This window comes from Streptomyces sp. NPDC002181, from assembly GCF_042890485.1.
GTDB lineage: Bacteria > Actinomycetota > Actinomycetes > Streptomycetales > Streptomycetaceae > Streptomyces.
Window position 1 is genome coordinate 1 of record NZ_JBIASC010000011.1, and the last position, 25,667, is coordinate 25,667.

The 25,667-nt window shown below is 73.5% G+C and carries 22 protein-coding genes; 8 read left to right on the top strand and 14 right to left on the bottom strand.

Translation table 11 applies throughout. The features are described 5' to 3' along the window. Positions 1 to 196: hypothetical protein (locus ACFYXV_RS24565; protein WP_389384045.1), on the top strand; the 196-nt coding region annotated here is incomplete at its 5' end. 184 nt (positions 197 to 380) lie between these two features. Here ACFYXV_RS24565 and ACFYXV_RS24570 read toward each other — a convergent pair. Then, positions 381 to 1,388, bottom strand: coding sequence for a stage II sporulation protein M (locus tag ACFYXV_RS24570; protein ID WP_389384046.1), 1,008 nt, complete (start codon positions 1,386 to 1,388; stop codon positions 381 to 383). 120 nt (positions 1,389 to 1,508) lie between these two features. Between ACFYXV_RS24570 and ACFYXV_RS24575 the strand changes: the two genes are divergently transcribed. Together ACFYXV_RS24575 and ACFYXV_RS24580 are read left to right on the top strand one after the other, a co-directional pair. Continuing rightward, positions 1,509 to 2,459 (top strand): RDD family protein, encoded by a 951-nt coding sequence (locus tag ACFYXV_RS24575; protein ID WP_389384047.1) that lies wholly within the window; start codon positions 1,509 to 1,511, stop codon positions 2,457 to 2,459. A gap of 18 nt (positions 2,460 to 2,477) precedes the next feature. Next, positions 2,478 to 2,783, top strand: coding sequence for a hypothetical protein (locus ACFYXV_RS24580; RefSeq protein ID WP_385476097.1), 306 nt, complete (start codon positions 2,478 to 2,480; stop codon positions 2,781 to 2,783). Between the two features lie 27 nt (positions 2,784 to 2,810). On the opposite strand, the gene ACFYXV_RS24585 is transcribed toward ACFYXV_RS24580, so the two are convergent. Together ACFYXV_RS24585 and ahcY are read right to left on the bottom strand one after the other, a co-directional pair. Beyond that, complete coding sequence (locus ACFYXV_RS24585) at positions 2,811 to 3,431, bottom strand: hypothetical protein (protein WP_389384048.1); 621 nt, start codon at positions 3,429 to 3,431, stop codon at positions 2,811 to 2,813. A 159-nt stretch (positions 3,432 to 3,590) separates the two neighbouring features. Further along, positions 3,591 to 5,045 (bottom strand): adenosylhomocysteinase, encoded by a 1,455-nt coding sequence (ahcY, locus tag ACFYXV_RS24590; protein WP_030866050.1) that lies wholly within the window; start codon positions 5,043 to 5,045, stop codon positions 3,591 to 3,593. Positions 5,046 to 5,356: 311 nt separating this feature from the next. Here ahcY and ACFYXV_RS24595 point away from each other — a divergent pair, with 311 nt between their 5' ends. Continuing rightward, positions 5,357 to 7,450: a fructose-specific PTS transporter subunit EIIC gene (locus ACFYXV_RS24595; protein WP_389384049.1), complete on the top strand. Its 2,094-nt coding sequence runs from the start codon at positions 5,357 to 5,359 to the stop codon at positions 7,448 to 7,450. A 92-nt stretch (positions 7,451 to 7,542) separates the two neighbouring features. Here the strand turns inward: ACFYXV_RS24595 and ACFYXV_RS24600 are convergent, their stop codons facing one another. From ACFYXV_RS24600 to ACFYXV_RS24625, 6 genes are all read right to left on the bottom strand, one after another. Beyond that, the gene (locus tag ACFYXV_RS24600; protein WP_383338231.1) at positions 7,543 to 8,472 is read right to left on the bottom strand and encodes a cation diffusion facilitator family transporter; all 930 of its coding nucleotides are present in this window, start codon (positions 8,470 to 8,472) and stop codon (positions 7,543 to 7,545) included. Between the two features lie 94 nt (positions 8,473 to 8,566). Further along, on the bottom strand, positions 8,567 to 9,724 hold the full coding sequence (gene manA, locus ACFYXV_RS24605) for a mannose-6-phosphate isomerase, class I (RefSeq protein WP_389384050.1): 1,158 nt from the start codon (positions 9,722 to 9,724) through the stop codon (positions 8,567 to 8,569). A 43-nt stretch (positions 9,725 to 9,767) separates the two neighbouring features. After that, positions 9,768 to 10,901 carry an SIS domain-containing protein gene (locus ACFYXV_RS24610; protein ID WP_385476088.1) on the bottom strand — a complete coding sequence of 378 codons (1,134 nt, stop codon included), beginning with the start codon at positions 10,899 to 10,901 and terminating at the stop codon, positions 9,768 to 9,770. A gap of 117 nt (positions 10,902 to 11,018) precedes the next feature. After that, complete coding sequence (locus ACFYXV_RS24615; RefSeq protein ID WP_030296876.1) at positions 11,019 to 11,204, bottom strand: Trm112 family protein; 186 nt, start codon at positions 11,202 to 11,204, stop codon at positions 11,019 to 11,021. A gap of 86 nt (positions 11,205 to 11,290) precedes the next feature. After that, entirely contained in the window at positions 11,291 to 12,661 is a 1,371-nt protein-coding gene (locus ACFYXV_RS24620; protein WP_383338223.1) for a phosphomannomutase/phosphoglucomutase, read from the bottom strand. A 73-nt stretch (positions 12,662 to 12,734) separates the two neighbouring features. Further along, complete coding sequence (locus ACFYXV_RS24625) at positions 12,735 to 13,115, bottom strand: DUF3499 domain-containing protein (RefSeq protein WP_053688375.1); 381 nt, start codon at positions 13,113 to 13,115, stop codon at positions 12,735 to 12,737. Positions 13,116 to 13,253: 138 nt separating this feature from the next. Between ACFYXV_RS24625 and ACFYXV_RS24630 the strand changes: the two genes are divergently transcribed. Continuing rightward, positions 13,254 to 13,733, top strand: a complete 480-nt coding sequence (locus ACFYXV_RS24630; protein ID WP_385476085.1) for a metallopeptidase family protein — start codon at positions 13,254 to 13,256, stop codon at positions 13,731 to 13,733. Between the two features lie 52 nt (positions 13,734 to 13,785). On the opposite strand, the gene ACFYXV_RS24635 is transcribed toward ACFYXV_RS24630, so the two are convergent. From ACFYXV_RS24635 to ACFYXV_RS24645, 3 genes are all read right to left on the bottom strand, one after another. Further along, positions 13,786 to 15,267 carry a DUF5719 family protein gene (locus ACFYXV_RS24635; RefSeq protein ID WP_385476083.1) on the bottom strand — a complete coding sequence of 494 codons (1,482 nt, stop codon included), beginning with the start codon at positions 15,265 to 15,267 and terminating at the stop codon, positions 13,786 to 13,788. Then, a complete protein-coding gene (locus ACFYXV_RS24640; RefSeq protein ID WP_389384051.1) occupies positions 15,264 to 18,995 on the bottom strand; it encodes a glycosyltransferase in 3,732 nt (1,243 codons plus the stop codon). The genes ACFYXV_RS24635 and ACFYXV_RS24640 overlap by 4 nt, the downstream gene beginning before the upstream one ends. A 316-nt stretch (positions 18,996 to 19,311) precedes the next feature. Beyond that, positions 19,312 to 19,575 carry a WhiB family transcriptional regulator gene (locus tag ACFYXV_RS24645; protein WP_003983763.1) on the bottom strand — a complete coding sequence of 88 codons (264 nt, stop codon included), beginning with the start codon at positions 19,573 to 19,575 and terminating at the stop codon, positions 19,312 to 19,314. Positions 19,576 to 20,222: 647 nt separating this feature from the next. Between ACFYXV_RS24645 and ACFYXV_RS24650 the strand changes: the two genes are divergently transcribed. The 3 genes from ACFYXV_RS24650 (at position 20,223) to ACFYXV_RS24660 (ending at position 23,124) form a co-directional block, all read left to right on the top strand. Beyond that, positions 20,223 to 20,771: a cysteine dioxygenase gene (locus ACFYXV_RS24650; protein ID WP_389384052.1), complete on the top strand. Its 549-nt coding sequence runs from the start codon at positions 20,223 to 20,225 to the stop codon at positions 20,769 to 20,771. Between the two features lie 83 nt (positions 20,772 to 20,854). Then, a complete protein-coding gene (gene cofD, locus ACFYXV_RS24655) occupies positions 20,855 to 21,814 on the top strand; it encodes a 2-phospho-L-lactate transferase (RefSeq protein ID WP_385476077.1) in 960 nt (319 codons plus the stop codon). Positions 21,815 to 21,816: 2 nt separating this feature from the next. Further along, positions 21,817 to 23,124, top strand: coding sequence for a coenzyme F420-0:L-glutamate ligase (locus ACFYXV_RS24660; RefSeq protein WP_389384145.1), 1,308 nt, complete (start codon positions 21,817 to 21,819; stop codon positions 23,122 to 23,124). A gap of 43 nt (positions 23,125 to 23,167) precedes the next feature. On the opposite strand, the gene ACFYXV_RS24665 is transcribed toward ACFYXV_RS24660, so the two are convergent. Then, positions 23,168 to 24,178, bottom strand: a complete 1,011-nt coding sequence (locus ACFYXV_RS24665) for a DNA-3-methyladenine glycosylase family protein (protein ID WP_389384053.1) — start codon at positions 24,176 to 24,178, stop codon at positions 23,168 to 23,170. 43 nt (positions 24,179 to 24,221) lie between these two features. Continuing rightward, positions 24,222 to 25,661 (bottom strand): peptidoglycan recognition protein, encoded by a 1,440-nt coding sequence (locus ACFYXV_RS24670; RefSeq protein ID WP_389384054.1) that lies wholly within the window; start codon positions 25,659 to 25,661, stop codon positions 24,222 to 24,224. Positions 25,662 to 25,667 lie beyond the last annotated feature (6 nt).

Genomic DNA, 25,667 nt, shown 5'->3' on the forward strand with positions numbered 1-25,667 from the left:
TCAAGGAACGGACGCTTCCTTTGTACTCACCCTCTCGGGCTTTCCTCCGGGCTTTCGTTCTTCGTTCTTGCGTTTCCGACTCTATCAGAGTCAGTTCCGCTTGCTTTCCAGGTTCTTCGCTTTCGCGTTTTCCCTTTCCGGCGATTCCGACTCTATCAGAAGTTTTCCACCGGATTTCCCGGCTTCAGATTCCTGAATGAGGAGTCGATTGTGCCCCACTGGAATTCAATTCCTGTTGGGGGCGAGAGAGACTTTAAACCATCACTGCCGAACTTGTCCAGTTCGAGGCAACCGTTCGAATCTACCTCCCCACTGCGACGGTGTCAACAGTCGCTGCGGGACGACGAGGAGACTAGCAGCTGAACGGGGTCCGACGCACATCAGGCCGCCGTGGGCAGCGTGGCCGTCTGGTCCGCGGCTTCCACGTCGCCCACCTCGCCGGCGCGCGCGGCACGGCCGCCGAGGACGTAGACGTACGTCAGGAACAGGGCCTCGGCTGCGACGCCGATCGTGATGCGGGCCCAGGTCGGGAGGCCGGACGGGGTCACGAAGCCCTCGATCAGGCCCGATACGAACAGGACCACCGCGAGCCCGATCGCCATGCCCAGCGCGGCGCGTCCCTGCTCGGCGAGGGCGGCCCGCCGGGTGCGCGGGCCCGGGTCGATGACCGTCCAGCCGAGGCGCAGGCCCGTGCCCGCGGCCACGAAGACCGCGGTCAGTTCGAGCAGCCCGTGCGGGAGGATCAGGCCTAGGAAGACGTCGAGGCGGCCCGCCGAGGCCATCAGGCCGATGCCCGTGCCGAGATTGAGCATGTTCACGAAGAGGATCCACAGCACGGGTATCCCCAGGAACGCGCCCAGGACCAGGCAGATCGCGGCGGCCTGGGCGTTGTTCGTCCAGACCTGGGCGGCGAAGGATCCCGCCGGGTTGCTGGAGTAGTACGTCTCGTACCCGCCGCCCGGCTTCGTGAGCGCCTTCAGGTCCTCCGGGGCCGCGATGGCCCCCTGGACCTCCGGGTGGGTGGCTATCCACCAGCCGAGCAGGACGCCGACCGCCGTGGAAATCAGGGCCGTCGGTATCCACCAGTGGCGGCTGCGGTAGACGGCGGCCGGGAAGCTCGCGGTGAAGAAGCGGGCGGCATCGCGCCAGCCGGCGCGGCGGGCGCCGGTCACCGTGGCGCGGGCGCGGGCGACGAGCTGGGTCAGGCGGCCCGTGAGCATCGGGTCCGGGGTACTGGACTGGATCAGCGAGAGATGGGTGGAGGCCCGCTGGTAGAGCGCGACCAGTTCGTCCGCCTCGGCGCCGGTCAGCCGGCGGCCGCGGCCGAGCAGCTGCTCCAGGCGGTCCCACTCCGCCCGGTGGGCCGTGGCGAAGACGTCGAGATCCATCCGGTTACCGCTCCCCTGCCCCAGGACCTGCTCTGCTTCAGCTTCTGCTTACTTCTACCGTGGTCAGCTTGGCAGACTGGTGGCCGAGGGGCGGGTCCGGTCACGGGAAAGGTGTGCAGGGTGAGCGATCTGGTGACGGGGGACGCGGTCGTCCTGGGGTTGCGGCCGGCGAGGCTGCCGAGCCGGGCGCTGGCGATCTTCCTCGACCTGCTCGTGTACCTCACCGGCTACCTGATCATCTCGATCGGACTGACCCTCGCCACCGCTTCCCTCGACCCCGCCGCACAAGCCGCGGTGTCGGTCGCGAGCTTCCTGCTGGTGCTGGTCGGGGTGCCGATCGCGGTGGAGACGCTGTCCCACGGGCGCTCGCTCGGCAAGCTCGCCTGCGGGTTGCGGGTGGTCCGCGACGACGGCGGGCCGATCCGGTTCCGGCACGCGCTGGTGCGCGGGGCGATGGGGGTCGTGGAGCTGCTGGGCACCTTCGGTGCCATCGCCTGCATCGCGTCACTGATCTCGGCCCGCGGCCGGCGGCTGGGTGACGTGTTCGCCGGGGCCCTGGTCGTACGGGAGCGGGTGCCGGGGGCGCGGGTGATGCCGGTTCCCCCGCCGCCGCCGTGGCTGGCCGGGCGGTTCTCGGGGCTGGACCTGTCGGCCGTGCCGGACGGGCTGTGGCTGGCGATACGGCAGTACCTGACGCGCATGAACCAGCTGGACCCGCAGGTGGGCGCCGCGATGGCGGTGCGGCTCGCCGATGACCTGGTCGCGCGTACGGGGGCTCCGGCGCCGGCGGGGGTGCCGGCCGCCGCGTTCCTGATGGCGGTGGTGCACGAGCGGCAGTCCCGGGATGCGGTCCGCGCGTTCGGCCAGGCCGCGCCCGCGTACGCTCCGCCCGCGCCCGTTGCGTACGCGCCGCCCGTCATGCCCGCCGCGTGGGGGCACCCGAGCCACGGGGCGTACGCGCCGCAGGCCGTGCCGCCCGCGACCACGCCGGTCCCGGTCGCGGTCCCGGGCGAGATGCCCGCGACTCCGGAGCCGCCGCGGCCCGCGACGGGGTTCGCACCCCCGGCGTGATCGCCTAACCTGCGCGGCATGTCAGCGAACCTCGCATTCACTTTCCGCGTCACCGGCATCGAGGACGAGGCCCGGGCGCGAGCCGTCGTCGAGGAGCTCCGGGAGCTGATGCGGGACGAGAGCATCGGCCGCCAGGTCACGATCGGCATCCGCAACGAGGACGGCGCGCACGTCGTCACCGGAGGGACCGACTTCCCGGTCTCCGTCAGCCGCGCCCACCTGTGGTGCCCGGAGTTCGAGAAGTCCGTCGCCTGGTACGCGAGGGAAGCCGCGCCCTCGGCGACCTGCGCCGTCGAGTGGAGCCACCCCGACGAGCAGCCCTGATCCGGGGCCGGCGAGCCGCTCGGGGCCTCAGTCCTCGGGGAAGGCCGAGGGCGGGGTCTCCAGGTGTTCCAGTTCGATACCCGGGGCCGCGAGAACGACGTCACCCGCGATGTGCACCGTATGCACCTCGCCCGTGTCCAGGGCGGTGACCTGGTACTCGTCCACCACGAGGGGCCCGCTGTCCGTCGCGTGCTCGGCGCGTCCCCGCAGGGCCCACGCCTGGTCGACCGTACGGGGCGCCAGCACCGGGTCCGTCAGCGCCACGAGCCGGACCCGGGTGGCGGGTGCGCCGGGGGCGAGCCGCAGCAGGCGGGCGGTGGCCACGAGGAAGGCCGGCGAGGTGCCGGTGAAGCCGGCGGCGGGGACGTTGCCCTCGGTGGCCTCGGATCCCGTGGGGTCGGAGCGCACCCAGGTGATCCCGTCGATGGCGGCGCCGCGCACCTGCCAGCTCGCGGCGTTGGCTTCGAGGCGGATGGGGCGGCCGAGTTCGTCGATCGCGAGGTCGACCGAGCCGCGGTGGTCGCCGTCCGGGCCGGTGAGCTGGGAGACGTAGCGCCAGCCGGAGGGGCCGGGCGCGCAGTGGAAGTGCTCCTCGCCGAGGGGCGCGTGGTCGTGCGGGTCGTGGAGCGAGTAGCGGCCGCGGGGCATGGGGTGCCGTCCTTGCGTGCGTCGTACCGGGTCGTACGGGTCGTACGGGTCGTGCTCACGGGGCAGGCCCCCGGCGACGTACCTGCCGGGGGCCTGCTCGGTGCTGCGGATCCGCGGGAACCGGACCGTCCGGACCGGACCGGACGGACCGGACCGGGATCAGTAGCGGTAGTGGTCCGGCTTGTACGGGCCCTCGACCTTGACGCCGATGTAGTCGGCCTGCTCCTTGCGGAGGGTCGTGAGCTTGACGCCGAGGGCGTCCAGGTGGAGGCGGGCGACCTTCTCGTCGAGGTGCTTGGGCAGCACGTAGACGTCGGTCGGGTACTCCGAGGGCTTGGTGAAGAGCTCGATCTGGGCCAGCGTCTGGTCCGCGAAGGAGTTCGACATCACGAACGACGGGTGGCCGGTCGCGTTGCCCAGGTTCAGCAGGCGGCCCTCGGAGAGGACGATCAGGACCTTGCCGTCGGGGAACTTCCAGGTGTGGACCTGCGGCTTGACCTCGTCCTTGACGATGCCCTCGACCTTGGCCAGGCCGGCCATGTCGATCTCGTTGTCGAAGTGGCCGATGTTGCCCACGATCGCCTGGTGCTTCATCTTGGCCATGTCGGCGGCCATGATGATGTCCTTGTTGCCCGTGGTCGTGATGAAGATGTCGGCCGTCTCGACGACGTCGTCCAGCGTCGCGACCTGGAAGCCGTCCATGGCCGCCTGGAGCGCGCAGATCGGGTCGATCTCGGTGACGATGACGCGCGCGCCCTGGCCGCGGAGGGACTCGGCGCAGCCCTTGCCGACGTCGCCGTAGCCGAAGACGACGGCGACCTTGCCGCCGATGAGGACGTCGGTGGCGCGGTTGATGCCGTCGATGAGGGAGTGGCGGCAGCCGTACTTGTTGTCGAACTTCGACTTGGTGACCGCGTCGTTGACGTTGATCGCCGGGAAGAGCAGGGTGCCCTCGGCCATCATCTCGTACAGGCGGTGGACACCGGTGGTGGTCTCCTCGGTGACGCCGCGGATCTCGGACGCGAGCTGCGTCCACTTCTGCGGGGTCTCGCCGAGGGTGCGGTTCAGCAGGGTGAGGATGTGGCCGTACTCCTCGGAGTCCGCCGTCGACGGGTCCGGGGCGGAGCCGGCCTTCTCGAACTCGACGCCCTTGTGGACGAGGAGAGTGGCGTCACCACCGTCGTCGAGGATCATGTTCGGGCCGCCGGTGGGGGTGTTCGGCCAGGTCAGCGCCTGCTCCGTGCACCACCAGTACTCCTCCAGCGTCTCGCCCTTCCAGGCGAAGACGGGGACGCCCTGCGGGTTCTCCGGGGTGCCGTTCGGGCCGACCGCGATGGCGGCGGCCGCGTGGTCCTGGGTGGAGAAGATGTTGCAGGAGGCCCAGCGGACGTCGGCACCGAGGGCGACCAGGGTCTCGATCAGGACGGCGGTCTGCACGGTCATGTGCAGCGAGCCGGTGATGCGGGCGCCGGCCAGCGGCTGGGCCGCGGCGTACTCGCGGCGGATCGACATCAGGCCGGGCATCTCGTGCTCGGCGAGGGTGATCTCCTTGCGGCCGAAGGCGGCGAGGGAAAGGTCGGCGACCTTGAAGTCCATGGGTGCTGCTCTCCTCATGGGTCGAGAGGGTGGGTACGGCTGAGCCGCGCATCGCCTGTGCGGGCGGTGCACCGGGCACTCAGTCCGTCGGGGGTCCTCTCTCCCCTCGGCCGGTCGCGGAGACCGCCCGACCGCCATCAGCAGCGACGCCTGACACTGATGACGAATCTACACCGATCGGCCGAGCGCGCCCCAGTGGGCCGGGGAAGAAGTCGCCGTCCGAAGGGGCCGTCCGGCGGGCCTGATTCAGGCCTTTTGGACTTTTGATCGGCCCCCTGCGTGGTGGACGATGCCGGAGGATCGTTCGTACGCGCGAGAAGGAGATTGCAGTGACCACTCCGGCCGACTCTCCCGGTGGCGGGACCACGAGCGGGGGCGAGCGCCTGAAGCTGCTCGCCGTCACCGCGTGCCCCACGGGGATCGCGCACACGTACATGGCCGCGGAGAAGCTCCAGCAGGCCGCCGCCCGCCTCGGCGTCGGCATGAAGGTGGAGACCCAGGGCTCCATCGGGGCCGAGAACGTGCTCGATGACAACGATGTCAGAGAGGCGGACGGGATCATCATCGCCGCCGACAAGGAGGTGGACCGCGAGCGGTTCGCCGGCAAGCGGGTGCTGTCCACCGGGGTCGCCGACGCCATCCACCGGCCGGAGGAGCTCATCGAGCGCGTGCGGAGCGCGCCGGTGCAGACCGGGGGCCCGGCGGTCCCGGGCAAAGGGGCGGGCGGCGGCAGGGAGCGGAGCCTCGCGTACAAGGCGCTGATGAACGGCGTCTCGTACATGATCCCGTTCGTGGTCGTGGGCGGTCTGCTGATCGCCGTCTCGCTCGCGCTCGGCGGGCACGCGACGGCCGAGGGGTACGTGATCCCCGAGGGCACGTTCTGGGCCCACGTGAACGCCATCGGCGGCATCGGCTTCCAGCTGATGATCCCGATCCTGTCCGGCTACATCGCGTACGCCATCGGCGACCGGCCGGCACTCGTGCCCGGCATGATCGGCGGATTCATCGCGAACACGGGGGCGCTCTACGACTCCAAGGCGGGCGCGGGCTTCATCGGAGCCATCGTGACGGGCTTCCTGGCCGGCTATCTGGTCCTGTGGATCAAGAAGGTCAAGGTCCCCAAGGTCGTACAGCCGATCATGCCGATCATCGTGATCCCGATCGTCGCGACGACGACGCTGGGCCTGTTCTTCATCTACGTCATCGGCAAGCCGATCTCCTGGGTGTTCGAGAACCTGACGAGCTGGCTTTCCGGGATGACCGGGAGCAGCGCGGTCCTGCTCGGCGCGATCCTCGGCCTGATGATCGCCTTCGACATGGGCGGGCCGGTCAACAAGACGGCGTTCCTCTTCGGTACGGGGCTCATCGCATCCGGGAACCACGCGGTCATGGGCATGTGCGCGGCGGCCATCCCGGTCATGCCGCTGGGCCAGGGCCTGGCGACGCTGCTGCGCCGCAAGCTGTACTCCGACCAGGAGCGCGAGACCGGCATGGCGGCGCTGTTCATGGGGATGTTCGGCATCTCGGAGGGCGCGATCCCGTTCGCGGCGGCGCGGCCGGCGGTCGTCATCCCGGCGAACATGCTCGGTGGTGCGGTGGCCGGTGCGATCGCCGGTGTGGCGGGCGTGGGCGACCACGTGCCGCACGGCGGTCCGGTCGTGGCCGCGCTGGGCGCGATCAGCGGCTGGGCCGGGTTCCTGACCGCCATCGCGGCGGGCACGGTGGTCACCGCCCTGACGACCAACGCCCTCATCGACCTCAAGGCGCGCCGGGGGGCGGTCGCCGCCGTGGCGCCCGTCGCCGTGGCCGCCGGCGCCGGGCCCGGTGCCGGTACCGGCGCCCCCGAGCCGGTGCTCGCGGGCGTCGGCGCGGGTACGGGCACCGCCGCGGCCGTGGCCATGGCGGCGGCCTCCCCCGCTGCGGCCGCCCCTGCTGCTGCCGACTCCGCTGCTGCCGTCGCCGTGCCCGAGGTGCTCTCCGGGTACCTGACCGCGCGGACCGTGAAGACCGAACTGGCCTCCGGCTCCAAGGAGGCGGCCATCCGCGAGATGGCCGAGATGCTGGCCGCGACCGGCAACGTGCGGGACGTGGACGAGCTCGTACGGGTCGCCCTCGCCCGCGAGGCGCAGGGCACGACGGGTCTCGGCGAGTCCATCGCGATCCCGCACGCCAAGACGGACGCGGTGTCCCGTCCGACGGTGGGCTTCGCCCGGTCCGGCGCGGGCATCGAGTGGGGTTCGCTGGACGGTACGAAGGCCCGGCTGGTCTTCATGATCTCCGTGCCGGAGGCCGCCGCCGGCGACGAGCACCTGCGGATCCTCGCGCTGCTGTCCCGCAAGCTGATGGACGGGGACTTCCGCGAGCGCCTCGGATCGGCGCCGGACACCCCTGCGGTCCTGGAGGTGCTCCGCGAGATCCGGTGACCGGGCGGCGGTGAGACGCGAAGGCCCCCGCGGCGCGTCCTGCGCGGCGGGGGCCTTCGTACGTCCCGGCGTCCCGGCGTCCCGGAGGTGCGTCAGCCCTCGGTGGCGGCTTCCGCCTTGTAGATGTCCGGCTCCAGGTAGATCACGCGGGCGATCGGGACCGCCGCACGGATGCGGATCTCGGCGGCGTTGATCGCGTCCGCCACCTGCGTCGCGGTGTCGTCGCCCTCGACGGCGATCTTCGCGGCGACGAGCAGCTCCTCCGGGCCGAGGTGGAGGGTGCGCATGTGGATGACGCGGGTGACGACGTCGCCGTCGACGAGCGCGGCCTTGATCTTCTCGACGTCCTCCGCGCCCGCGGCCTCGCCGAGCAGCAGGGACTTGGTCTCGGCGGCCAGCACGATGGCGATGAGGATCAGGAGGGTGCCGATGCACAGGGTGCCGATGCCGTCCCAGATGCCGTCGCCGGTCGCGAGCGCGAGGCCGACGCCGCCGAGGGCGAGGACCAGGCCGACGAGCGCGCCGAAGTCCTCCAGCAGGACCACGGGCAGCTCGGGGGCCTTGGCGCGCCTGATGAACTGGCTCCAGGAGAGGGCGCCGCGGATCTCGTTCGACTCCTTGATCGCCGTCTTGAAGGAGAACCCTTCGGCGACGATCGCGAAGAGGAGCACGCCGATCGGCCAGTACCAGTCCTCGATGGGGTGCGGGTGCTGGACCTTCTCGACACCCTCGTAGATGGCGAACATGCCGCCGACGGTGAAGAGCACGATGGAGACGAGGAAGGCGTAGATGTAGCGTTCGCGCCCGTACCCGAAGGGGTGTTGCGGGGTCGCCTCGCGCTGGGCCTTCTTGCCGCCGAGGAGCAGCAGCCCCTGGTTCCCGGAGTCGGCCAGCGAGTGGACGCTTTCCGCGAGCATCGACGACGAGCCGCTGAAGACGAAGGCCACGAACTTGGCTACAGCGATGGCGAGGTTGGCGGCGAGTGCCGCCACGATCGCCCTGGTACCGCCCGACGCGCTCATGGGTTTCCGGAGTCCCTTCCTCGGTACGGCACCCCTGCCCGGGGCGCCGCGCTACGGCGGCACATTGTTGCAGTCGTAGCGGCGGACGCCACGTTCACACCGACACGGTGGCCCGGAAAATCGTACCGGTACCGGACAGTTCGACCTTTTCGCCGGCCGGGACGAAGACCGACTCCCCGGGGGACAGCGTCACTTCGCCCGCCTTCGGGCGGCCCGCCGTGCAGAGCAGGATCTGCGGGGCCCCGTCCGGAAGGTGGTGGGGGGCGGCGCCGGGGGCCAGCGCGAAGCGGGAGAGCCGGAACTCGTCGACTGGGGACTCGTAGACCTCCTCGCCGTTGCCCTCGGGGCGCTGCACGGCCGGGTCCGCGGGCTCGAAGCGCACGATCTTCAGGAGTTCGGGCACGTCCACGTGTTTGGGGGTGAGACCGGCGCGCAGCACGTTGTCGGAGTTGGCCAGCAGTTCCACGCCGAGGCCGTCGAGGTAGGCGTGCGGGACGCCGGCGCCGAGGAACATCGCCTCGCCGGGCTGGAGTCGTACGTGGTGGAGCAGCATGGCCGCGACCACCCCGGGGTCGCCCGGGTAGTGGTGGACGAGGGAGGCGTACGGGGCGTACGGGCCCCCGAGGCGTTCGATCGCGGCGCCCGCCTCGGCGACCGTACGGGCCATCTCGGCGCGGTCCGCGGTCAGTACGGCGGTGAGCATCTCGCGCAGGGCCGCCTCCTCCGGGTGGGCCCGCAGGAGGTCGGCGTACGGCTTGAGCGAGTCCACCCCGAGGCCTTCGAGGAGCGCGGCGGCCTCCAGCGGCGGGCGGAACCCGCACAGGCCGTCGAAGGGCGTGAGCGCGCAGACCATCTCGGGCTTGTGGTTGGGGTCCTTGTAGTTGCGGTGGCCCGCTTCGATCGGGATCCCGCGGCTCTCCTCGTCGGCGTAGCCGGCTTCGGCCTGCTCCAGGTCGGGGTGGACCTGGAGGGAGAGCGGGGCGCCGGCTGCGAGGAGTTTGAGGAGGAAGGGCAGCCGGGGGCCGAACTTGGCGACGGCGGCCGCGCCGAGCTCGCGCTCGGGGTCGGCGGCGATGACGTCCGCGAGGGTGGTCTCGCCGGCGCCGCGGTCGAGGCGGGAGGGGGCGCCGGGGTGGGCGCCCATCCACATCTCGGCCTGGGGCTCCCCGGTGGGTTCGACGCCGAGGAGCCCCGGGATCGCGGTGGTCGATCCCCAGGCGTAGGGGCGGATCGTGTTCGTCAGGCGGTCCATCTTCGTCCGTCTTCCTGGATGAAGGGCCGGCACGGTGGTGTGCTCAGCCGTGTCCCCTGGTCGCCAGCGCCAGGTAGGCGGTGGCGAAGTCCGTGACGGCGAGGAGTTCGGCGATCTGCTCCAGTTCGCCGCCCTCCTCCGGTTCGAGCTCGCTGATGGCCGTGTCGTGGCTGAGGGCGAGCTCGCGCGCGGCCGGGGCGGCGGTGAGGCCGCCCGTGGGCCGGTCGCGCAGCAGGACGATGCGGGCGCGGAGCGCTTGGGGCTCCTCCACCCGGTCACGGAAGAAGTCTTCGGGGTCGGCCCCGGCGGCGAAGGAGCCGGCGAGCAGGACCCCGTGGGCGGGCAGGGCTTCGGGCAGGTCGGCGGCCAGGGCGGGGCGGCCGGCGAGCTCGGCGAGGGTGGCGGCGAAGCGGCGCCCGGCCGGTCCGGCGCCGACGCCCTCGCTCCAGATGAGCGGGAGGGAGTCGGCGAGCTCGGCGGCGAGGGTCTTGGCCGGGTTGGAGTACGTGGCGATGGCCGGTCCGCAGCGCTCCGCGGTGCGGTCGAGCCGGTCGGCGACGCGCTGCAGGGTCTCGGGGGCGGCCGTGATCAGCCCGACCCTGTCGAGGAGCACGAGCAGCGGGGTGAGCAGGGCCCACAGGGCGCCGGGGCCGGCCGCCGCCGATTCGTCGTACTCCTGGTACGGGGCCTTGGCCATCGGTACGAGGAGCCCGTGCGCGCCGTCGACGGCCTCGCTCAGCGGGGACCGCTCGGGGGCGACGGCGACGACGGTGCAGCCGCGCCGGTAGGCCTGCTCGGCGAGGACGGCGAGCCCGGGCTCGGTGCCGTCGGCGGTGGCCAGGAGCAGCAGGTCGACGGAGCCGGCCCAGCCGGGCAGCGCCCAGCGCAGGGCGCCGGCGGCGTGGGCGACGCCGGTGGGGTGCAGCCGGGTGACGGGTGCGGAGGCTCCGGCGAGGGCGCCGAGCAGGTCGGCGACCCCGGTGGCGGCGGTGCCGGGCCCGGCGATGAGCACGGCGCGGGGCCGGCCGTCGGGGCGCAGGTCGACGAGGCCCGCCTCGGTCGCGTGCCGTGCCGCAGTGCGGACTCTGGCCCCGGCCTCGGCTGCGCCGCGGAGCAGGCCGCGGCGGTCGGCGCGGGCGAGCTCGTCCGGTGCGTCGAGGAGCGACTCGTCGAGCATTGCGGCCTCCGGCTGATTCAGAAGGGCGGGCGACTCGGTTGCTCGGGCGCCCGGCGCGGTGACGGGCGCCCTTGATGCCTGTTCGGTGCCTCGTGCGAAGCCCGTGCGGGCCCTGCCTCAGGCGGGGCGGCGGGCCTCGTCGACGAGGAGGACCGGGATGCCGTCGCGGACCGGGTAGGCGAGGCCGCAGTCCCGACCGGTGCAGATCAGCTCGGGAGCCGCTTCGTCCGCCGACTTGTCCTCAAGGGGCGAGTGGCAGGCGGGGCAGGCGAGGATCTCCAGAAGGCCGGCTTCGAGCGGCATGGGGCGGTTCCCTTCGAACATGCGGATTGGGCGAGGTCAGCGTACCGCCGGGCCGCACCCGGCGCGGCCCGGCGGTGACACGGGCTTCATGCCCGGACGAGGGAGAGGACCTCGTCGCGGACCTTGGCGAGGGTCCGGGGGTCGCGGGCCTCGACGTTGAGGCGCAGCAGCGGCTCGGTGTTGGAGGCGCGCAGGTTGAACCACCAGTCGGCGGAGGTGGCGGTCAGGCCGTCGAGCTCGTCGAGGGTGATCCCCTCGGCTGAGCCGTACGCGGCCTTGACGGCGGCGAGCCGCCCGGCCTGGTCGGCGACGGTGGAGTTGATCTCGCCGGAGCCCGCGTAGCGGTCGTAGGAGGAGACCAGCCCGGAGAGCGGGCCGTCCTGGCCGCCGAGGGCGGCGAGGACGTGGAGCGCGGCGAGCATGCCGGTGTCCGCGTTCCAGAAGTCCTTGAAGTAGTAGTGCGCCGAGTGCTCGCCGCCGAAGATGGCGCCGGAGCGGGCCATCTCCTCCTTGATGAAGGAGTGGCCGACGCGGGTGCGCACGGGGGTGCCGCCGTGCTCGCGGACGACCTCGGGCACCGACCAGGAGGTGATCAGGTTGTGGATCACCGTGCCGGTGCCGCCGTTGCGGGCCAGTTCGCGGGCCGCGACCAGGGCGGTGACGGCGGACGGGGAGACCCCCTCGCCCCGCTCGTCGACGACGAAGCAGCGGTCGGCGTCGCCGTCGAAGGCGAGGCCGAGGTCGGCGCCCTCGGCCTTCACGCGGGCCTGGAGGTCGACGATGTTCTTCGGGTCGAGGGGGTTGGCCTCGTGGTTCGGGAAGGTGCCGTCGAGCTCGAAGTACATCGGGACGAGCTCCAGCGGCAGGCCCTCGAACACGGTCGGGACGGTGTGGCCGCCCATGCCGTTGCCCGCGTCGACGACGACCTTGAGCGGGCGGATGGCGCCGAGGTCGACCAGGCCCTTGAGGTGCTCGGCGTAGCCGGCGAGGGTGTCCTGCTCGGTGATCGCGCCGGGGGCGGTGCCTTCGGCGACGGCCGGGGCGCCCTGCTCGGACCACTGCTCGACGAGCTCGCGGATGGTGGAGAGCCCGGAGTCCTGGCCGACGGGGGCGGCGCCCGCGCGGCAGAGCTTGATGCCGTTGTAGCGGGCCGGGTTGTGCGAGGCGGTGAACATCGCGCCGGGCAGGTCCAGCGTGCCGGAGGCGTAGTACAGCTGGTCGGTGGAGCACAGCCCGATCAGGGTGACGTCCACGCCGCGGGCGGCGGCGCCGCGGGCGAAGGCGCCGGACAGGGCGGGCGAGGAGGGCCGCATGTCGTGGCCGACGACGATCGCCGTCGCGCCGGTGACCTCGACGAAGGCAGCCCCGAACAGCTCGGCCAGCGACTCGTCCCATTCGTCGGGTACGACACCACGTACGTCGTACGCCTTGACGATGTTCGAAAGATCTGCGGCCACTGCCTGCCCTCCTGGTGCTGTGCGGTGGAGCAAACCTACCTGCACGAAGAGCGGCTCTTCAGACCATCCGATGTCAGGAGTCGGGCGAACGCAGGACGCGCAGGTGTCCGCGGCGCGTCTCCCCGGTGCCGCTGCCCCCGCTGCCCGGACCGGTGCCGCCGGCCTGGGCGGCGCGGTCGTGCGGACGGGCCGCTTCGCGGACGGCGTTGGCGAGGGCTTCGAGGTCGTCGCCGCTCGGCCGGGACGGGGCCGACCCGTCCGTCAGGCGCACGACGTCCCAGCCGCGCGGGGCGGTCAGGCGCTCGGAGTGCTCGGCGCACAGGTCGTAACAGTGGGGTTCCGCGTAGGTGGCGAGCGGGCCGAGGACTGCGGTCGAATCGGCGTAGACGTACGTCAGTGTCGCGACGGCAGGGCGGCCGCACGCGGTGCGCGAACAGCGACGTACAAGGCTCACGACGTTGGACGGTACCGCACTCTTGACCGGGCCGCGACGACTCTCCCCCGGCCCACTCCCCCGTGTCGTGCCTGCGGAGGGGCGCGGCGGGTCCGGAAACGCCCGGGTGGCAGGGGCCGCGAGGGCTACGCTGCGGGGGTGACCGACAGCCCCCTGACCCCCGGCCCGCCCCGCTCCGCCGAACCTCCCGCCGAGCCGCGGCCGCGCCGCCGCGACCGGCACGGGCGGGGGATGCGGGGGCCGCTGGCCCCGCCACAGGTTCCGTTGTCGGCGAGCCGGGCGGAGCTGTTCGGGGACCTCGTACGGGACTCGGTCGAGCGGCTGGAGCGGCGCTTCCCGCAGTTGGCGGAGGTGGAGTTCGTGGTCGCGGACGTGCCGGGGCCGCCGGGCGGTCCGGCCGGCGGCTGGAACGACGAGGCGGTGCCGCTCGGGGCGATGTCGGAGCCGGACGGGCCGGGGCGGCCCGCGCGGGTCGTGGTGTTCCGGCGGCCGGTGGAGATCCGGACGAAGAGCCGGGACGAGCGGGCTCTGCTGGTGCACGAGATCGTGGTGGAGCAGGTGGCGGAGCTGCTGGGGCTGTCCCCGGAGACGGTGGACCCGCGGTACGGCCAGGACTGACGTACGCGTACGGGCGGACGGCCGGGGCCGGCCGGTCCGCCCGTACGGCGCGTCAGTCGATCAGGACCGTGAGGTCCTGGGCGGCCTTGGGGACCGAGACCATCGCGTGGTCGTCCGACAGCGTCTGGACCGTGAACATCGGGATGCCCTCGTGCGGCAGGGTCAGCGTCCGCGCCGCGTACACGGGACCGCCGGAGACGGTCTCGACCGTCAGCGCGTAGGCGCCCTTGGCACCCGCCGGGGCCAGTGAAACGGTCTGCGTGGTGCCCGCCTTGACCGTGACCTCCTTCGAGGCCGGCTCCCCGGCCTCCGTGCCCGCCGAGGCCGTCACCTTGACCTTCGCGTCCGTGCCGCCCACCGCCGTCAGCGAGAGCACCGTCGCGTTCTCGTCGGCCCGGTTGTCGGCGACCGTGGCACGCGTGCCGACCGGCCCGACCGCCGGGACGAAGCCCAGCTCCTGCTTGGCGCCGCTGCCGCGGACCACGCGTACGGCCGCCACCACCGGTACGGCCCTCTTGCCGTTCGCCGGGGTCAGCACGAGCGAGCCCGCCTCGCCGCGGGTCACGTCCTTGAGGTCGAGGCTCGCCGTCATGCCGCCCTTGAGGTGCAGCTGCTCGTTGCCCGCCGGGCTGATCGAGCCGTTCGGCCCGGCCAGCTTGACGGTGAGGTCCGCGTCCTCCTCGCCCGGCGCGAAGGCCACCAGCCGCACGGAGGCGGCGTCCGCCGGGATCCCGGGCAGCACCAGCGAGCCCGCCGGGTCGGCGGAGGCGGGCAGCCAGTCGGCGCCCACCCCCTCCTCGCCGACCTGCACGGAGGCCCCCACCCGGCCCGCACGGGTCGTCACGTGGGCGGTGACGTCCGGGAGCTGCGTGCCGGGCGCCAGGGAGGCCAGCGAGACGGCCTTGCTGGACTTGGGGTCGATCCTGATGTTCTCGCCGGTGCCGCCGTCGGACTTGACCGCCCCGTCCGGGCCGAACATCTTGATGTCGATCACGGCCGCGGTGTCGTCGGGGTTGGTGAGGTGCACGTAGTCCTCACGGCCCTTCGCCGTGCTCGCGCCGGGGAACCAGAAGTCGGTGCCGGGCGTGGTGCAGGCGACGCCGAGGACGCCGCGCGCCCGGCCGACCGTGACCTTCGTGGTCTGCTGCGCGGTCCAGCCGGGGGCCAGGGTCCCGTCGGCGACGCCCGTCAGCCCCGGGGCGCCCGCGCCGGAGGCGGTGGATCCGGCCGGCTTGCCGGGCTCCTTGAGCTCCAGCACCGGCTTGGCCTCCTTGGTCGCGCCGAGGAGCCGGGCCGTCCCCTTGCCCGCGGCGCCGGCCGCACCGGGGGTGATCGCCGTGTACGTGGTCTCCGCGATGTCCGAGGAGCTGGGCGCCGGGCAGACCAGCGCGGAGCGCTCCACGGGCATCCGGGCGGCGGCCGCGGGCTTGGCCTCGGCGGCCGGGGCGGCGGGGGCGGTGAGGTACCCGACGCCGGTGACGGCCGCCAGGGCCGCGGCCACCGCCGCCAGCGTCAGGGGTGCGCGCTGCTTCACTGCTGGGGGCTCCCGTCGGGACGCTGCTCGTGCTGTCCGTAGGTGTCGTACGGCTGCTCGTACGGCGGGTAGGCGTACGGCTCCTGCTGGTGCGGCTGCTGGTGCTGCGGTTGCTCCTGGTGCGGCTGCTGCTGGTGCGGCTGCTGCTGGTGCGGCTGCTGCTGCGGGTACGCCTGCCGGGCCTCGTGGTCCTGCTGCGGGTACGGGTACTGCTCGTACCCCGGGGCCTGCGCGGGCGCGGGCACGTACGGCTGCGGCTGCTGGGGCTGCTGCTCGTACCCGTACCCCTGGTCTCCGTACGCCTGGTACGCGTACGCGTCCTCCCCGTACACCGGCTGCGCCGGGATTTCCGCGTACGGGTCCGCGACCGCGCCCGAGGGCTCCCCGGCGGCTGCCGTGGCGGCGCCGGCGGACTCGGCCTCGGCGCGCAGCCGGCGGGCCCGGCGGCCCTCGCCGGCCTCGCCCGCGGCGGACCGCTCGGCGGCCTCCGCCTCCTCCTCGGGCAGGTCGTCGTCGAGGCGGGCCTTGCGGCCCGGCAGGGCCATGACGAGCAGGACGAGGGCGAGCAGGCCCTGTGCCCAGTGCCAGGCGGTCCGGGTCAGCGCGTCCTCGTGGACGAGGTCGAGGCGGCCGCCCGCGGCGGGCAGTTCGAAGCCCTGGGCCCAGCCGTCGAGGGTCTTGGGCTTGAGGGGCTTCCCGTCGAGGGTGGCCGTCCAGCCGGGGGCCGCCCGGTCGGCGATGCGCAGCATCCGGCCGGCGCCGCCCGCCTCGGCCGCGGGGATCTTGGTGTGGACCTCGACGGGGCCGGAGGCGACGGGGATGGGGGCTTCGCCCGGCTTGCCGGACACGATGGTGGCGCGGGCGACCTGGCGGTCGACCCGCCACAGCGCGCTGCCGTCGAGCTGGCTGAGGCGGCTGAGGCCCGGGGTGGCGTCGAGGACCTTGCGCATCTGCTGCGGGGCGCCGTCGCGGACCAGGATGTAGCGGATCGCGAACCCGCTGAGCTGGTCGCTCTGGTCGGCGCCGGAACCGGCGACGAGGCTGGAGACGACCTTGTCGAGCTGGGCGCTGCTGCCGGCCGCGGCGGCGAGTTCGGCGTCGCCGAGGCGACCGCCGGAGCCGCGGGCCAGGGTGTAGGAGACGGTGGCGGGAGAGGTGCTCCCCCCCGCTCCGCTGGAGGGACCCCCACCGAGGACGAGGGTGCGGGCCTGGTCGCGGGTGCCGCTCTCCTCGGCGACGAAGGCGGGGACCTGGACCGGGTCCCGCCGCTCCAGCGGGCCGTCGGCGCCGCTGATCATCCAGCCGGCGGCGCCGAGCAGGGGGCCGGCCGCGGCGGCGAGCGCGATCAGCGCGGCGAGCGGCTGGCGCCAGCCGAAGCTGCTGGCGGCGACCCGCTCCCTGGCGCCGTCGGCGCCGACGGCGGCGGCGGCGAGCAGGGCCAGTCCGTAGACGAGGGTGGCGGGTCCGGCCCAGCCGGTGCGGTTGACGACGACGGCCAGCAGCAGCGCGGCGAGGGCGGCGGCCCAGGCGGTGCGGACGGCGAACTGCCGCTCGGCGCGCAGCAGTGCGGCCAGGGCGGCCAGGACGATGCCGACGAGCAGCAGGCCGCCGGCGGTGCGGGGGCCGCCGGGGCTGATGCCGAGCAGGTCCAGGGCGGTGGCCGAGCCGGATCCGTAGGGCAGGCCGGCCTCGTGCAGGAGCCGGCCGGGGTGCGTGAGCAGGCTGAGCGACCAGGGGGCGAGCACGAGCAGCGGGACGGCGAGGGTGGCCAGCAGCCGCAGGCCGTACGTCTTCCACTCGGCGCGGCGCAAGACCAGCGCGGCGGTGCCGAGGACCGCGGCGAGCGGCCAGACGACGGGGGTGAAGGCGGTGGCCAGGGTCAGCAGGAGGGCGTACGTCCACACCGGGCGCCGGCCGGCCCGCTCGCCCTCGGCCCCGCCGAAGCCGAAGGCGGCGACGGCGGAGCGGGCGATGAGCGGGAGCAGGATCGCGAGGACGGCGGTGCCGAGGCGGCCGCCGGCGAGGGCTCCGGTGACGGCGGGCAGGAAGGCGTAGGCGATGGCGGCCCAGGCGCGCAGCAGCCGGGACTCGACGAGCGGCCGGGAGGCGAAGTAGGCGGTCAGCCCGGCGAGCGGGACCGAGCAGACGAGCAGCAGGGTCAGCGCGGCGCTGGTGGAGCCGAGCAGCACGGTGGCGAAGGCGCCGAGGACGGCGAGGTAGGGGGGCGCTCCGGCGGTGGAGCCGGTGGCCACGGGCTGCCAGTCATCGGTGTAGGCGCGCCAGAGGGCGAGTCCGCTGTCGGGGGCGGGCAGCAGGGCGCCGCCCATGAGGGAGCCGCCGCCGAGCAGGGCGCGGCAGGCGATCACGGAGACGAGCAGGAGGAGCGCGAAGAGGACGGGCGCTGGGTTGCGGGCGATCCGCTTGAGGCGCGCGAACTGTTCGATCTCCAGGTAGTCGGCGTCGTCGCCGCCGGGGCCGGATTCGACGGCTCCGCCGTGCCTGCCGACGGCGGCCGTCTCGGTGTCGCGGTCGGCGCCGAAGTACCCGGCGAGCTGTTCGGCGTTGGCCCGAACGCTCGCGCCCGGGGGCGGGAAGAGGGGGCGCAGTTCCTTGGCGGGGACGGCGGGGCGGCCGCGTCTGCGGCGGGCGCCGAGGATCCGGCCGGGCCGCAGCAGGGTGGCGAGGAGGCCGGTGATCTCGTCGACGGCCTGGCCGGGAGCCTTGCCGACGAGGTAGGCGAGGGTGCGGAGCACGGTGCCGACGAGCAGGCGGAGAAGGACGTACGGCAGGGCGCGGCCGGAGCTGTTGGCGAGGACCGTGTAGACGGCGCCGGCCTTGTCGACGCGGTGGGGGCTGGTGCTCGTGCGTCCGGCGCAGTCGACGGTGCGGCGTTCGCGGGCGGCGGCCTCGGCGTGGCGCATGACGGCGTCGGGGGCGACGAGGACTTCGTGGCCGGCGCTCTGGGCGCGCCAGCAGAGGTCGACGTCGTCGCGCATCAGCGGCAGGCGGCGGTCGAAGCCGCCGAGGGCGTCGTAGACGTCGCGGCGCACGAGCATGCCGGCGGTGGAGACGGACAGCGCGGGGCGGACCTGGTCGTGCTGGCCCTGGTCCTGTTCGCGGCGGTCGAGGCCGGTCCAGCGGCGGCCGCTGCGGGCGATGGTGACGCCGGCTTCGAGGAGCTGCTTCTTGTCGTACCAGCCGCGCAGTTTGGGGCCGATGACGGCGGCGTCGGGGTTCTCTTCGGCGACGCGGAGCAGTTCGGTGAGGGCGTCGGGCTCGGGTGCGCTGTCGTCGTGGAGCAGCCAGAGCCACTGGACGGGGTCGCCGTGGGGGAGTTCGGGGAGGTCGTACGCGTCGTCGCGCCAGGTGCGGCTGACGGGGTCCCAGCCGCTGGGGCGCTTGAGGTACGGGAGGTCCTCGGGGGTCAGGGTGCCTGCGGTGCGGGCGGCCTCGTCGACGGCGGCGCCGAAGCCGGTGCGGCGGGCGAGGTGCAGGACCCGGTCCTCGCCGAGGGCCTCGCCGAGCAGCCGCGCGGATTCGTCGGAGCTGCCGGTGTCGGCGGCGACGTGGTTCTGGGCGGGGCGTTCCTGGCCGAGGAGGCCGGCGAGGGTTTTGGGCAGCCAGCGGGCGCCGTCATGGGCGACGAGGACCGCGGTGACGACGTGCCGGGGGAACTCGGGTGTGGCGGCAGCCTGGTGGGAGGCCGTCGACTGGCTGTGCAGGGACATCGCTCTACTGGCCCTCCGGCCTGGGGGTCCCTCCGGACGCGGTCCGGTGGGGGCACCTCCCAGCGGTAGCTGGGGGAAGTGGATCCGGGGGTGGTGTCTCCCGGAGGCTGCTGGACAGCGCCCCACACTAACGGCTGGAAACACAGCGGTCCGCCTCCTGCGGGGAAGGTGCAGGAGGCGGACCGTTTGCTCTGCTCGTCGCGCCGTTCCGCGCGATGTTCTGCGTGACTTGTGCGTGACTTCCGCGTGATGAGCCGTGCGGCGTTCCGCGTACCGCCGCGCGTTGCCGTGCGTGGCGCGGTGTTGCGCTGCGTGCTCAGACGGCGGCCTTTTTCAGCCGTCGGCGCTCACGCTCGGACAGACCGCCCCAGATGCCGAACCGCTCGTCGTTGGCGAGTGCGTACTCAAGGCATTCGGAGCGGACTTCACAGGCGAGGCAGACCTTCTTGGCCTCGCGGGTGGAGCCGCCCTTCTCGGGAAAGAAGGACTCGGGGTCGGTCTGGGCGCACAGAGCGCGCTCCTGCCATCCGAGCTCTTCGTCCGCCTCCTCGACCAGCAGTTCCTGAAACAGCTCGGTCATGTGCGCCCCTCGCTCTGTCTGTGCGTCCCCGTGGTGTTGTCGTCACTCATCGCTACGTAACGACACGAGTGAAATTACAAGTGGGCCGCTCCCGGGCAGTCAAGCCGAGATCTGCTATTGGGCCCCTTATTCACTCTGCGGAACCAAGCGTATGCAGAAAGTGTTCATATCGCCAAAAATCGTGACACATGCATCGAGTGCCCCACGGGGCCGTGTTCACCCGCAATCGACGTACCGCTCCGCGGTGCGGTTGCGATCAAGCCAAAGAAGCGGCGCAGATCACATTTCGATCACGGGGCGGCGCGTCGGGTTTGGGCCGGGCCTGTGGGGCTGACGCGATGTGCAGCGCCACCTCCCCTGCATCGGTTTGCACAAACCTTTCTTCCAGCACGGCAACCGGATCAGATGAAACTTTTGCGGCCATTCGAGGCATTGGGTTGACAGCCGGGCCCGCGACCCGGTCTCCTTGTCTCCATGTCAGTGACCTCGACCGCCACCCGGACCCCCATTCGTGGGTTCCTGAGTGCTGTCCAGGTTCGCTGTCGCTGTTGCAGCTGTTGATGCCTGCGGAGCTTCGGCTCCCCTGAGCTCCGGCCACCCCCACAGCGACCGCCAGCACGACTGACATCCGTCGAGGACTCCCCACGATGAACAGCGCCTCCGTGAGCACCGCCCCCACCGCCCCCCTCACCGCCACCCCCCTCGCCGTCGAGAGCGACCTCCAGATCGCCGGCGACATCCTCTCCGTCCAGCACCTGCTCCAGCCCGCCCGCGAACACCCGGCCACCGTCGCCGAGTTCGCCGGACTCTCCCGCTCCATCGCCGCGAACCGCGCCGAATGGGAGCACCTGGTCCAGTACGACGCCGCCACCCGCTGGTACCACCGGCTCCGCACCGGCCCCGGCTACGAGGTCTGGCTGCTCAGCTGGGTACCCGGCCAGGGCAGCGGCCGCCACGACCACGGCGCCGCCTCCGGCGTCCTGACCGTCCTCGACGGCGAGCTCACCGAGCACGGCCCGCGCGGACCCCTCACCCTCGGCGCCGGCGCCCAGCGCGTCTTCGCCCCCGGCTACGCCCACGAGGTCGTCAACGACACCCTCGAAGGCGCCGTCAGCCTGCACGTCTACTTCCCCGGCCTGACCGAGATGCCGATGCACGGCTGCTCCCCGGCGCACCGGGAACACGCGACCGCCTGACGCTCCCGCCGCCCGACACTCCGGCCGCCCGCCCGACCGCCACCCCCGGGCGACGGCCCGCGCCCGGCTGACAGACTGTCCGCATGCGCATTGTTGTTCTGGCCGGCGGCATCGGCGGCGCCCGCTTCCTCCGCGGCCTCCAGGCCGCCGCTCCCGACGCGGACATCACGGTCATCGGCAACACCGGTGACGACATCCACCTGTTCGGGCTGAAGGTGTGCCCCGATCTGGACACGGTGATGTACACCCTCGGCGGTGGCATCAACGAGGACCAGGGCTGGGGCCGCACCGACGAGTCCTTCACCGTCAAGGAGGAGCTCGCGGCGTACGGGGTCGGACCCTCCTGGTTCGGCCTCGGCGACCGCGACTTCGCCACCCACATCGTCCGTACGCAGATGCTCGGCGCGGGCTACCCGCTGAGCGCCGTCACCGAGGCGCTCTGCGACCGCTGGGAGCCCGGGGTCCGGCTGCTGCCCATGTCCGACGACCGCGTCGAGACGCACGTGGCCGTCACCGACCCCGAGACCGGCGAGCGCCGCGTCATCCACTTCCAGGAGTACTGGGTCCGGCTGCGCGCCTCGCTCGACGCCGAGGCCGTCGTACCCGTGGGCGCCGAGCAGGCCAAGCCCGCCCCCGGCGTGCTGGAGGCCATCGCGGCCGCCGACCTGATCGTCTTCCCGCCGTCCAACCCGGTCGTCTCCGTCGGCACCATCCTCGCCGTACCCGGCATCCGCGAGGCCGTGGCCGCCGCCGACGCGCCCGTCGTCGGCCTCTCCCCCATCGTCGGGGGCGCGCCCGTGCGCGGGATGGCCGACAAGGTGCTGGCCGCCGTCGGCGTCGAGGCGACCGCCGCGGCCGTCGCCCTGCACTACGGCGGGGAACTCCTCGACGGCTGGCTCGTGGACACCGCCGACGCGGACGCCGTCGCCGAGGTGGAGGCCGCCGGGATCGCCTGCCGCGCCGTGCCGCTGATGATGACCGACCTGGCCGCCACGGCCGAGATGGCCCGCGCCGCGCTGGCCCTCGCGGAGGCCTCCCGGTGAGCGTGCCCGCCGCCCCCGCCGCCCCCTCGTACGAGGTGCGCGCCCTCGCCGGGATCCCGGAGGTCCGCCCCGGGGACGACCTGGCCGCGCTGATCGCGGCCGCCGAGCCCGGGCTGCGGGACGGGGACGTCCTGCTGGTCACCTCGAAGATCGTCTCCAAGGCGGAGGGCCGGATCGTCCGCGCCGAGTCCCGCGAGGACGCCATCGACGCCGAGACCGTACGGGTCGTCGCGCGCCGGGGCGCCCTGCGGATCGTCGAGAACCGGCAGGGACTCGTCATGGCCGCGGCCGGCGTCGACGCCTCGAACACCGATCCGGGCACCGTACTGCTGCTGCCCGAGGACCCCGATGCCTCCGCCGCCGGGATCCGCTCCGCCCTGCGCGGGCTGCTCTCCGTCGACGTCGGGGTCATCGTGACCGACACCTTCGGACGGCCCTGGCGCACCGGGCTGACCGACGTGGCGATCGGCTCGGCCGGAGTGCGGGTCCTGGACGACCTGCGCGGCGGTACGGACGACCGGGGCAACCCGCTGAGCGCGACGATAGTGGCCACGGCGGACGAACTGGCCGCGGCCGGGGACCTGGTCAAGGGCAAGGCGGCCGGGCTTCCGGTGGCCGTCGTCCGCGGGCTGGGCCACGTGCTCGGCGGGGGTTCGGCGGCCGCCGACCTGGTCCGGGCGCCCGCCGACGACATGTTCCGGCTGGGAACCTCGGAGGCGGTACGGGAGGCCGTGACGCAGCGGCGTACCGTACGGGCCTTCACCGACGAGCCGGTGGACCCCGGCGCGGTCCGCCGCGCGGTGGCGGCGGCGGTGACCGCCCCGGCCCCGCACCACACGACGCCGTGGCGGTTCGTCCTGCTGGAGTCCCCCGGGTCCCGGCTGGAGCTGCTGGACGCGATGCGCGACGCCTGGATCGAGGACCTGCGGCGCGACGGCAAGTCCGAGGAGTCCATCGCCAAGCGGGTCCGGCGGGGCGACGTGCTGCGGGGCGCCCCGTACCTGGTGGTGCCGTGCCTGGTCACCGACGGCGCGCACGACTACGGGCACGCCCGGCGCGATGCGGCGGAACGGGAGATGTTCGTCGTCGCCATGGGCGCGGGCGTGCAGAACTTCCTGGTCGCGCTGGCCGGGGAGCGGCTGGGCTCGGCGTGGGTGTCCTCGACGATGTTCTGCCGGGACGTGGTGCGCAAGGTGCTCGGGCTGCCGCAGGACTGGGACCCGATGGGTGCCGTGGCGGTGGGCCATGCCGCGACGGCCCCGGCGGAGCGGCCCGCGCGGTCGGCCGGGGCGTTCATCGAGGTCCGGTGAGGACGGCCCAGGGGCTGACCGACCCTGATCCGCCGGACACCCCCTAGAAACGGGCGATGTCGCTGCGGTACATGCGCGGGGCGCGGCGGGGCGGGGTGCGGCCCGCGAGGAGGATCAGGCGGGCGGCGCGGTGGCGCTGGCCCGCGTACGGGGCCAGCAGCTCCAGCATCCGCTCGTCGTCGGCGTCCCGCTCGCCCGTGAGGGCGTAGCCGACGATGCCCGGCAGGTGCAGGTCGCCGGTGGTCACGGCGTCGGCGGCGCCGTTGCTGCGCTGGAGGGTCTCGGCGGAGGTCCACGGTCCGATCCCGGGAACCGCCTCCAGCCGGGCCGCGGCCTGTGCCGGCTCCATCGCGGCGGCCTCCTCCAGCCGGGCCGCGACGCGGGCGGCGCGCACGATGGTCGACGACCGCTTCATGTCCACCCCGGCCTGGTGCCAGCCCCAGGAGGGGATCAGCGCCCAGGCGCGGGCGTCGGGCATCACGTACATGTCCTGGGGGCCCGGGGCGGGCTCCCCGTAGCGGCGCACCAGACGGCGCCAGGAGCGGTAGGCCTCGTCGGAGGTGACCTTCTGCTCCAGGACGACCGGGACCAGCGATTCGAGGACCAGGCCGGTACGGGTCAGGCGCAGCCCGGGGCGGCTGCGGTGGCTGGCGTGCACGAGCCGGTGGCGCGGGACGAAGGCGGCCGGGTCGTCGTCGGCGCCGAGCAGCGCGGGAAGCGCGGTCAGCGCCCAGTCGGCGCCGGGTCCCCAGGCCTCCGCCTCGATCGCCCCGTCCGCGGCGCGGGACACGCGCAGGGTGGCGGGGCCCTCGGGGGTGCGGGTGGCCCGCCAGACGGAGCCGTCGGGGGTGGTGCGGAACGTGGGGTCGGCGGGGCCGCGGCGCAGGGGGCCGAGCGTCAGGCCCAGGTCGACGGGGGCGCCGGGGCTCCAGCGGCGCGTGCGCCCGCCGCCGGCCTGGCCGGGGCCGGGGCCGCTGGAGCCCCGGCCCGCGGGCACGTCGGTGCGGCCGCCGCGGACGGCGGTGCGGTTGAGGGGGTCGAAGCGGCCGGCCATGCATCGAGCGTAGCCCGGCGCCGCGGGTCGGCCCCCTCCCCGCCTACGGGCGGCCCTGGAGCTTCGCCGACGAGGTGCGGGTGGGCGGGAGCTGCGCGTAGAGGAGCTTGCCCGGGCACTCCGTGGCGAAGCCGTCGCGGTGGCCCGAGATCACGTTCAGCTTGACGTTGGTGCCCTTCTTGAAGCGGTTGCCGCCGCCCGACTTCAGGGTGGTCTTCGCCCGCGGGTCCCGGTTGAACAGGCCCAGCTTCCACGCCGTCAGCTGCGCGACCGCCTTCACCGCGGCCGCCGGCGGGTTGGTGCTCGTGTAGGTGCCGAGCACCGCGACGCCCATGCTGTCCGTGTTGAACCCCATGGTGTGCGCGCCGAGCACCGCCTTGGCGACGCCGCCCGCGCGGCCCTCGTACACCGTCCCGCACTTGTCGACGGCGAAGTTGTAGCCGAGGTCGCGCCAGCCGCTGCTGACCACGTGGTAGCGGTACAGGCTGCGCAGCACCGCCGGGGCGTCCTTGCAGGCGTAGTTGTTGCCGGAGGCGCTGTGGTGGACGAAGGCCGCCTTGACCGTGCCCGTGTAGACGAAGCCCGACTCGCGCAGGGATTCGTCCGCGCCCCAGCCCAGCCGCGTGACGATCCGCGGCCGCGGGCCGATGTACGGGCGGGCCGCCGCGGTGAGGCCGCTGTCGGCGACGGCGTCGGCGGTGGTGTCCGCCTTGTCGAGGGCGGTGATCTCCTTCGCGCCGAGCGCGGCCAGCGGGACGTTGGCGGAGGAGGACTCCGCCGTCTCCATGGTCATGCCCGGCAGGGCCACCACGTCGCCCTTGTCGTCGCCCTCGGGCTCGTCGGCCGTGCCGGTGGCGCCGCCGGCGCCGCCGGCGCCGTTCTTGGCGTCGACCACCGTCACCGGGCCCGAAGCACCCGGGTCGACGAGTTCGATCCGCATGCCCGACGGGAGCCGGGCGGCCCCGGCGCGGGTGGCCGGGGCGCCGGGCTGCGCCTGGACGCGGAGCTCGACGCCGTCGGAGTCACCGACCCAGAGCGGGGCGGTGCTGCCGCGGACGCGGCCGGAGCCGCTCTCACGGGTGCCGAGGTCGGGGGCGTGTTCGCCGTTGTGGGTCTCGATGTCCTGCCAGTCGGACCAGGTCCCGGTCGCCACCGCGCGGGTGCGGACCTGGACCCGGCCGAACAGCTCGGTGCCCGCGTCGTCCCAGACGACGCCGACCAGCGAGAACCTCTTGACCTCTCGCGGGGTCAGCCCCCGGGTCTCGGGCAGCCGGGGCGAGGTGCTCATGCCGGGGACGCCGGGCGACCGGCCGGCCGCGGGACCCAGAGGGGCGAGCGGCAGCGACTGGGTGGACCCGGCGGGGGCCACGGGGGCGGCCGCGCCCTGCGAGGGCGCGGCCAGGGCCGGAGTGGAGAGCGCGAGCGGCAGGGCCAGGGCGGCAGCCGTCGCGACACCGATCGAGGAAGCAAGGAATCCACGCATGAAAGC

Coding starts and splice junctions, on each gene's coding strand:
- ACFYXV_RS24570 (WP_389384046.1), bottom strand. CDS start 1,388: ATGGATCTCGACGTCTTCGCCACGGCCCACCGGGCGGAGTGGGACCGC.
- ACFYXV_RS24580 (WP_385476097.1), top strand. CDS start 2,478: ATGTCAGCGAACCTCGCATTCACTTTCCGCGTCACCGGCATCGAGGAC.
- ACFYXV_RS24585 (WP_389384048.1), bottom strand. CDS start 3,431: ATGCCCCGCGGCCGCTACTCGCTCCACGACCCGCACGACCACGCGCCC.
- ahcY (WP_030866050.1), bottom strand. CDS start 5,045: ATGAGGAGAGCAGCACCCATGGACTTCAAGGTCGCCGACCTTTCCCTC.
- ACFYXV_RS24600 (WP_383338231.1), bottom strand. CDS start 8,472: ATGAGCGCGTCGGGCGGTACCAGGGCGATCGTGGCGGCACTCGCCGCC.
- manA (WP_389384050.1), bottom strand. CDS start 9,724: ATGGACCGCCTGACGAACACGATCCGCCCCTACGCCTGGGGATCGACC.
- ACFYXV_RS24610 (WP_385476088.1), bottom strand. CDS start 10,901: ATGCTCGACGAGTCGCTCCTCGACGCACCGGACGAGCTCGCCCGCGCC.
- ACFYXV_RS24615 (WP_030296876.1), bottom strand. CDS start 11,204: ATGCCGCTCGAAGCCGGCCTTCTGGAGATCCTCGCCTGCCCCGCCTGC.
- ACFYXV_RS24640 (WP_389384051.1), bottom strand. CDS start 18,995: ATGTCCCTGCACAGCCAGTCGACGGCCTCCCACCAGGCTGCCGCCACA.
- ACFYXV_RS24645 (WP_003983763.1), bottom strand. CDS start 19,575: ATGACCGAGCTGTTTCAGGAACTGCTGGTCGAGGAGGCGGACGAAGAG.
- ACFYXV_RS24650 (WP_389384052.1), top strand. CDS start 20,223: ATGAACAGCGCCTCCGTGAGCACCGCCCCCACCGCCCCCCTCACCGCC.
- cofD (WP_385476077.1), top strand. CDS start 20,855: ATGCGCATTGTTGTTCTGGCCGGCGGCATCGGCGGCGCCCGCTTCCTC.
- ACFYXV_RS24665 (WP_389384053.1), bottom strand. CDS start 24,178: ATGGCCGGCCGCTTCGACCCCCTCAACCGCACCGCCGTCCGCGGCGGC.
- ACFYXV_RS24670 (WP_389384054.1), bottom strand. CDS start 25,661: ATGCGTGGATTCCTTGCTTCCTCGATCGGTGTCGCGACGGCTGCCGCC.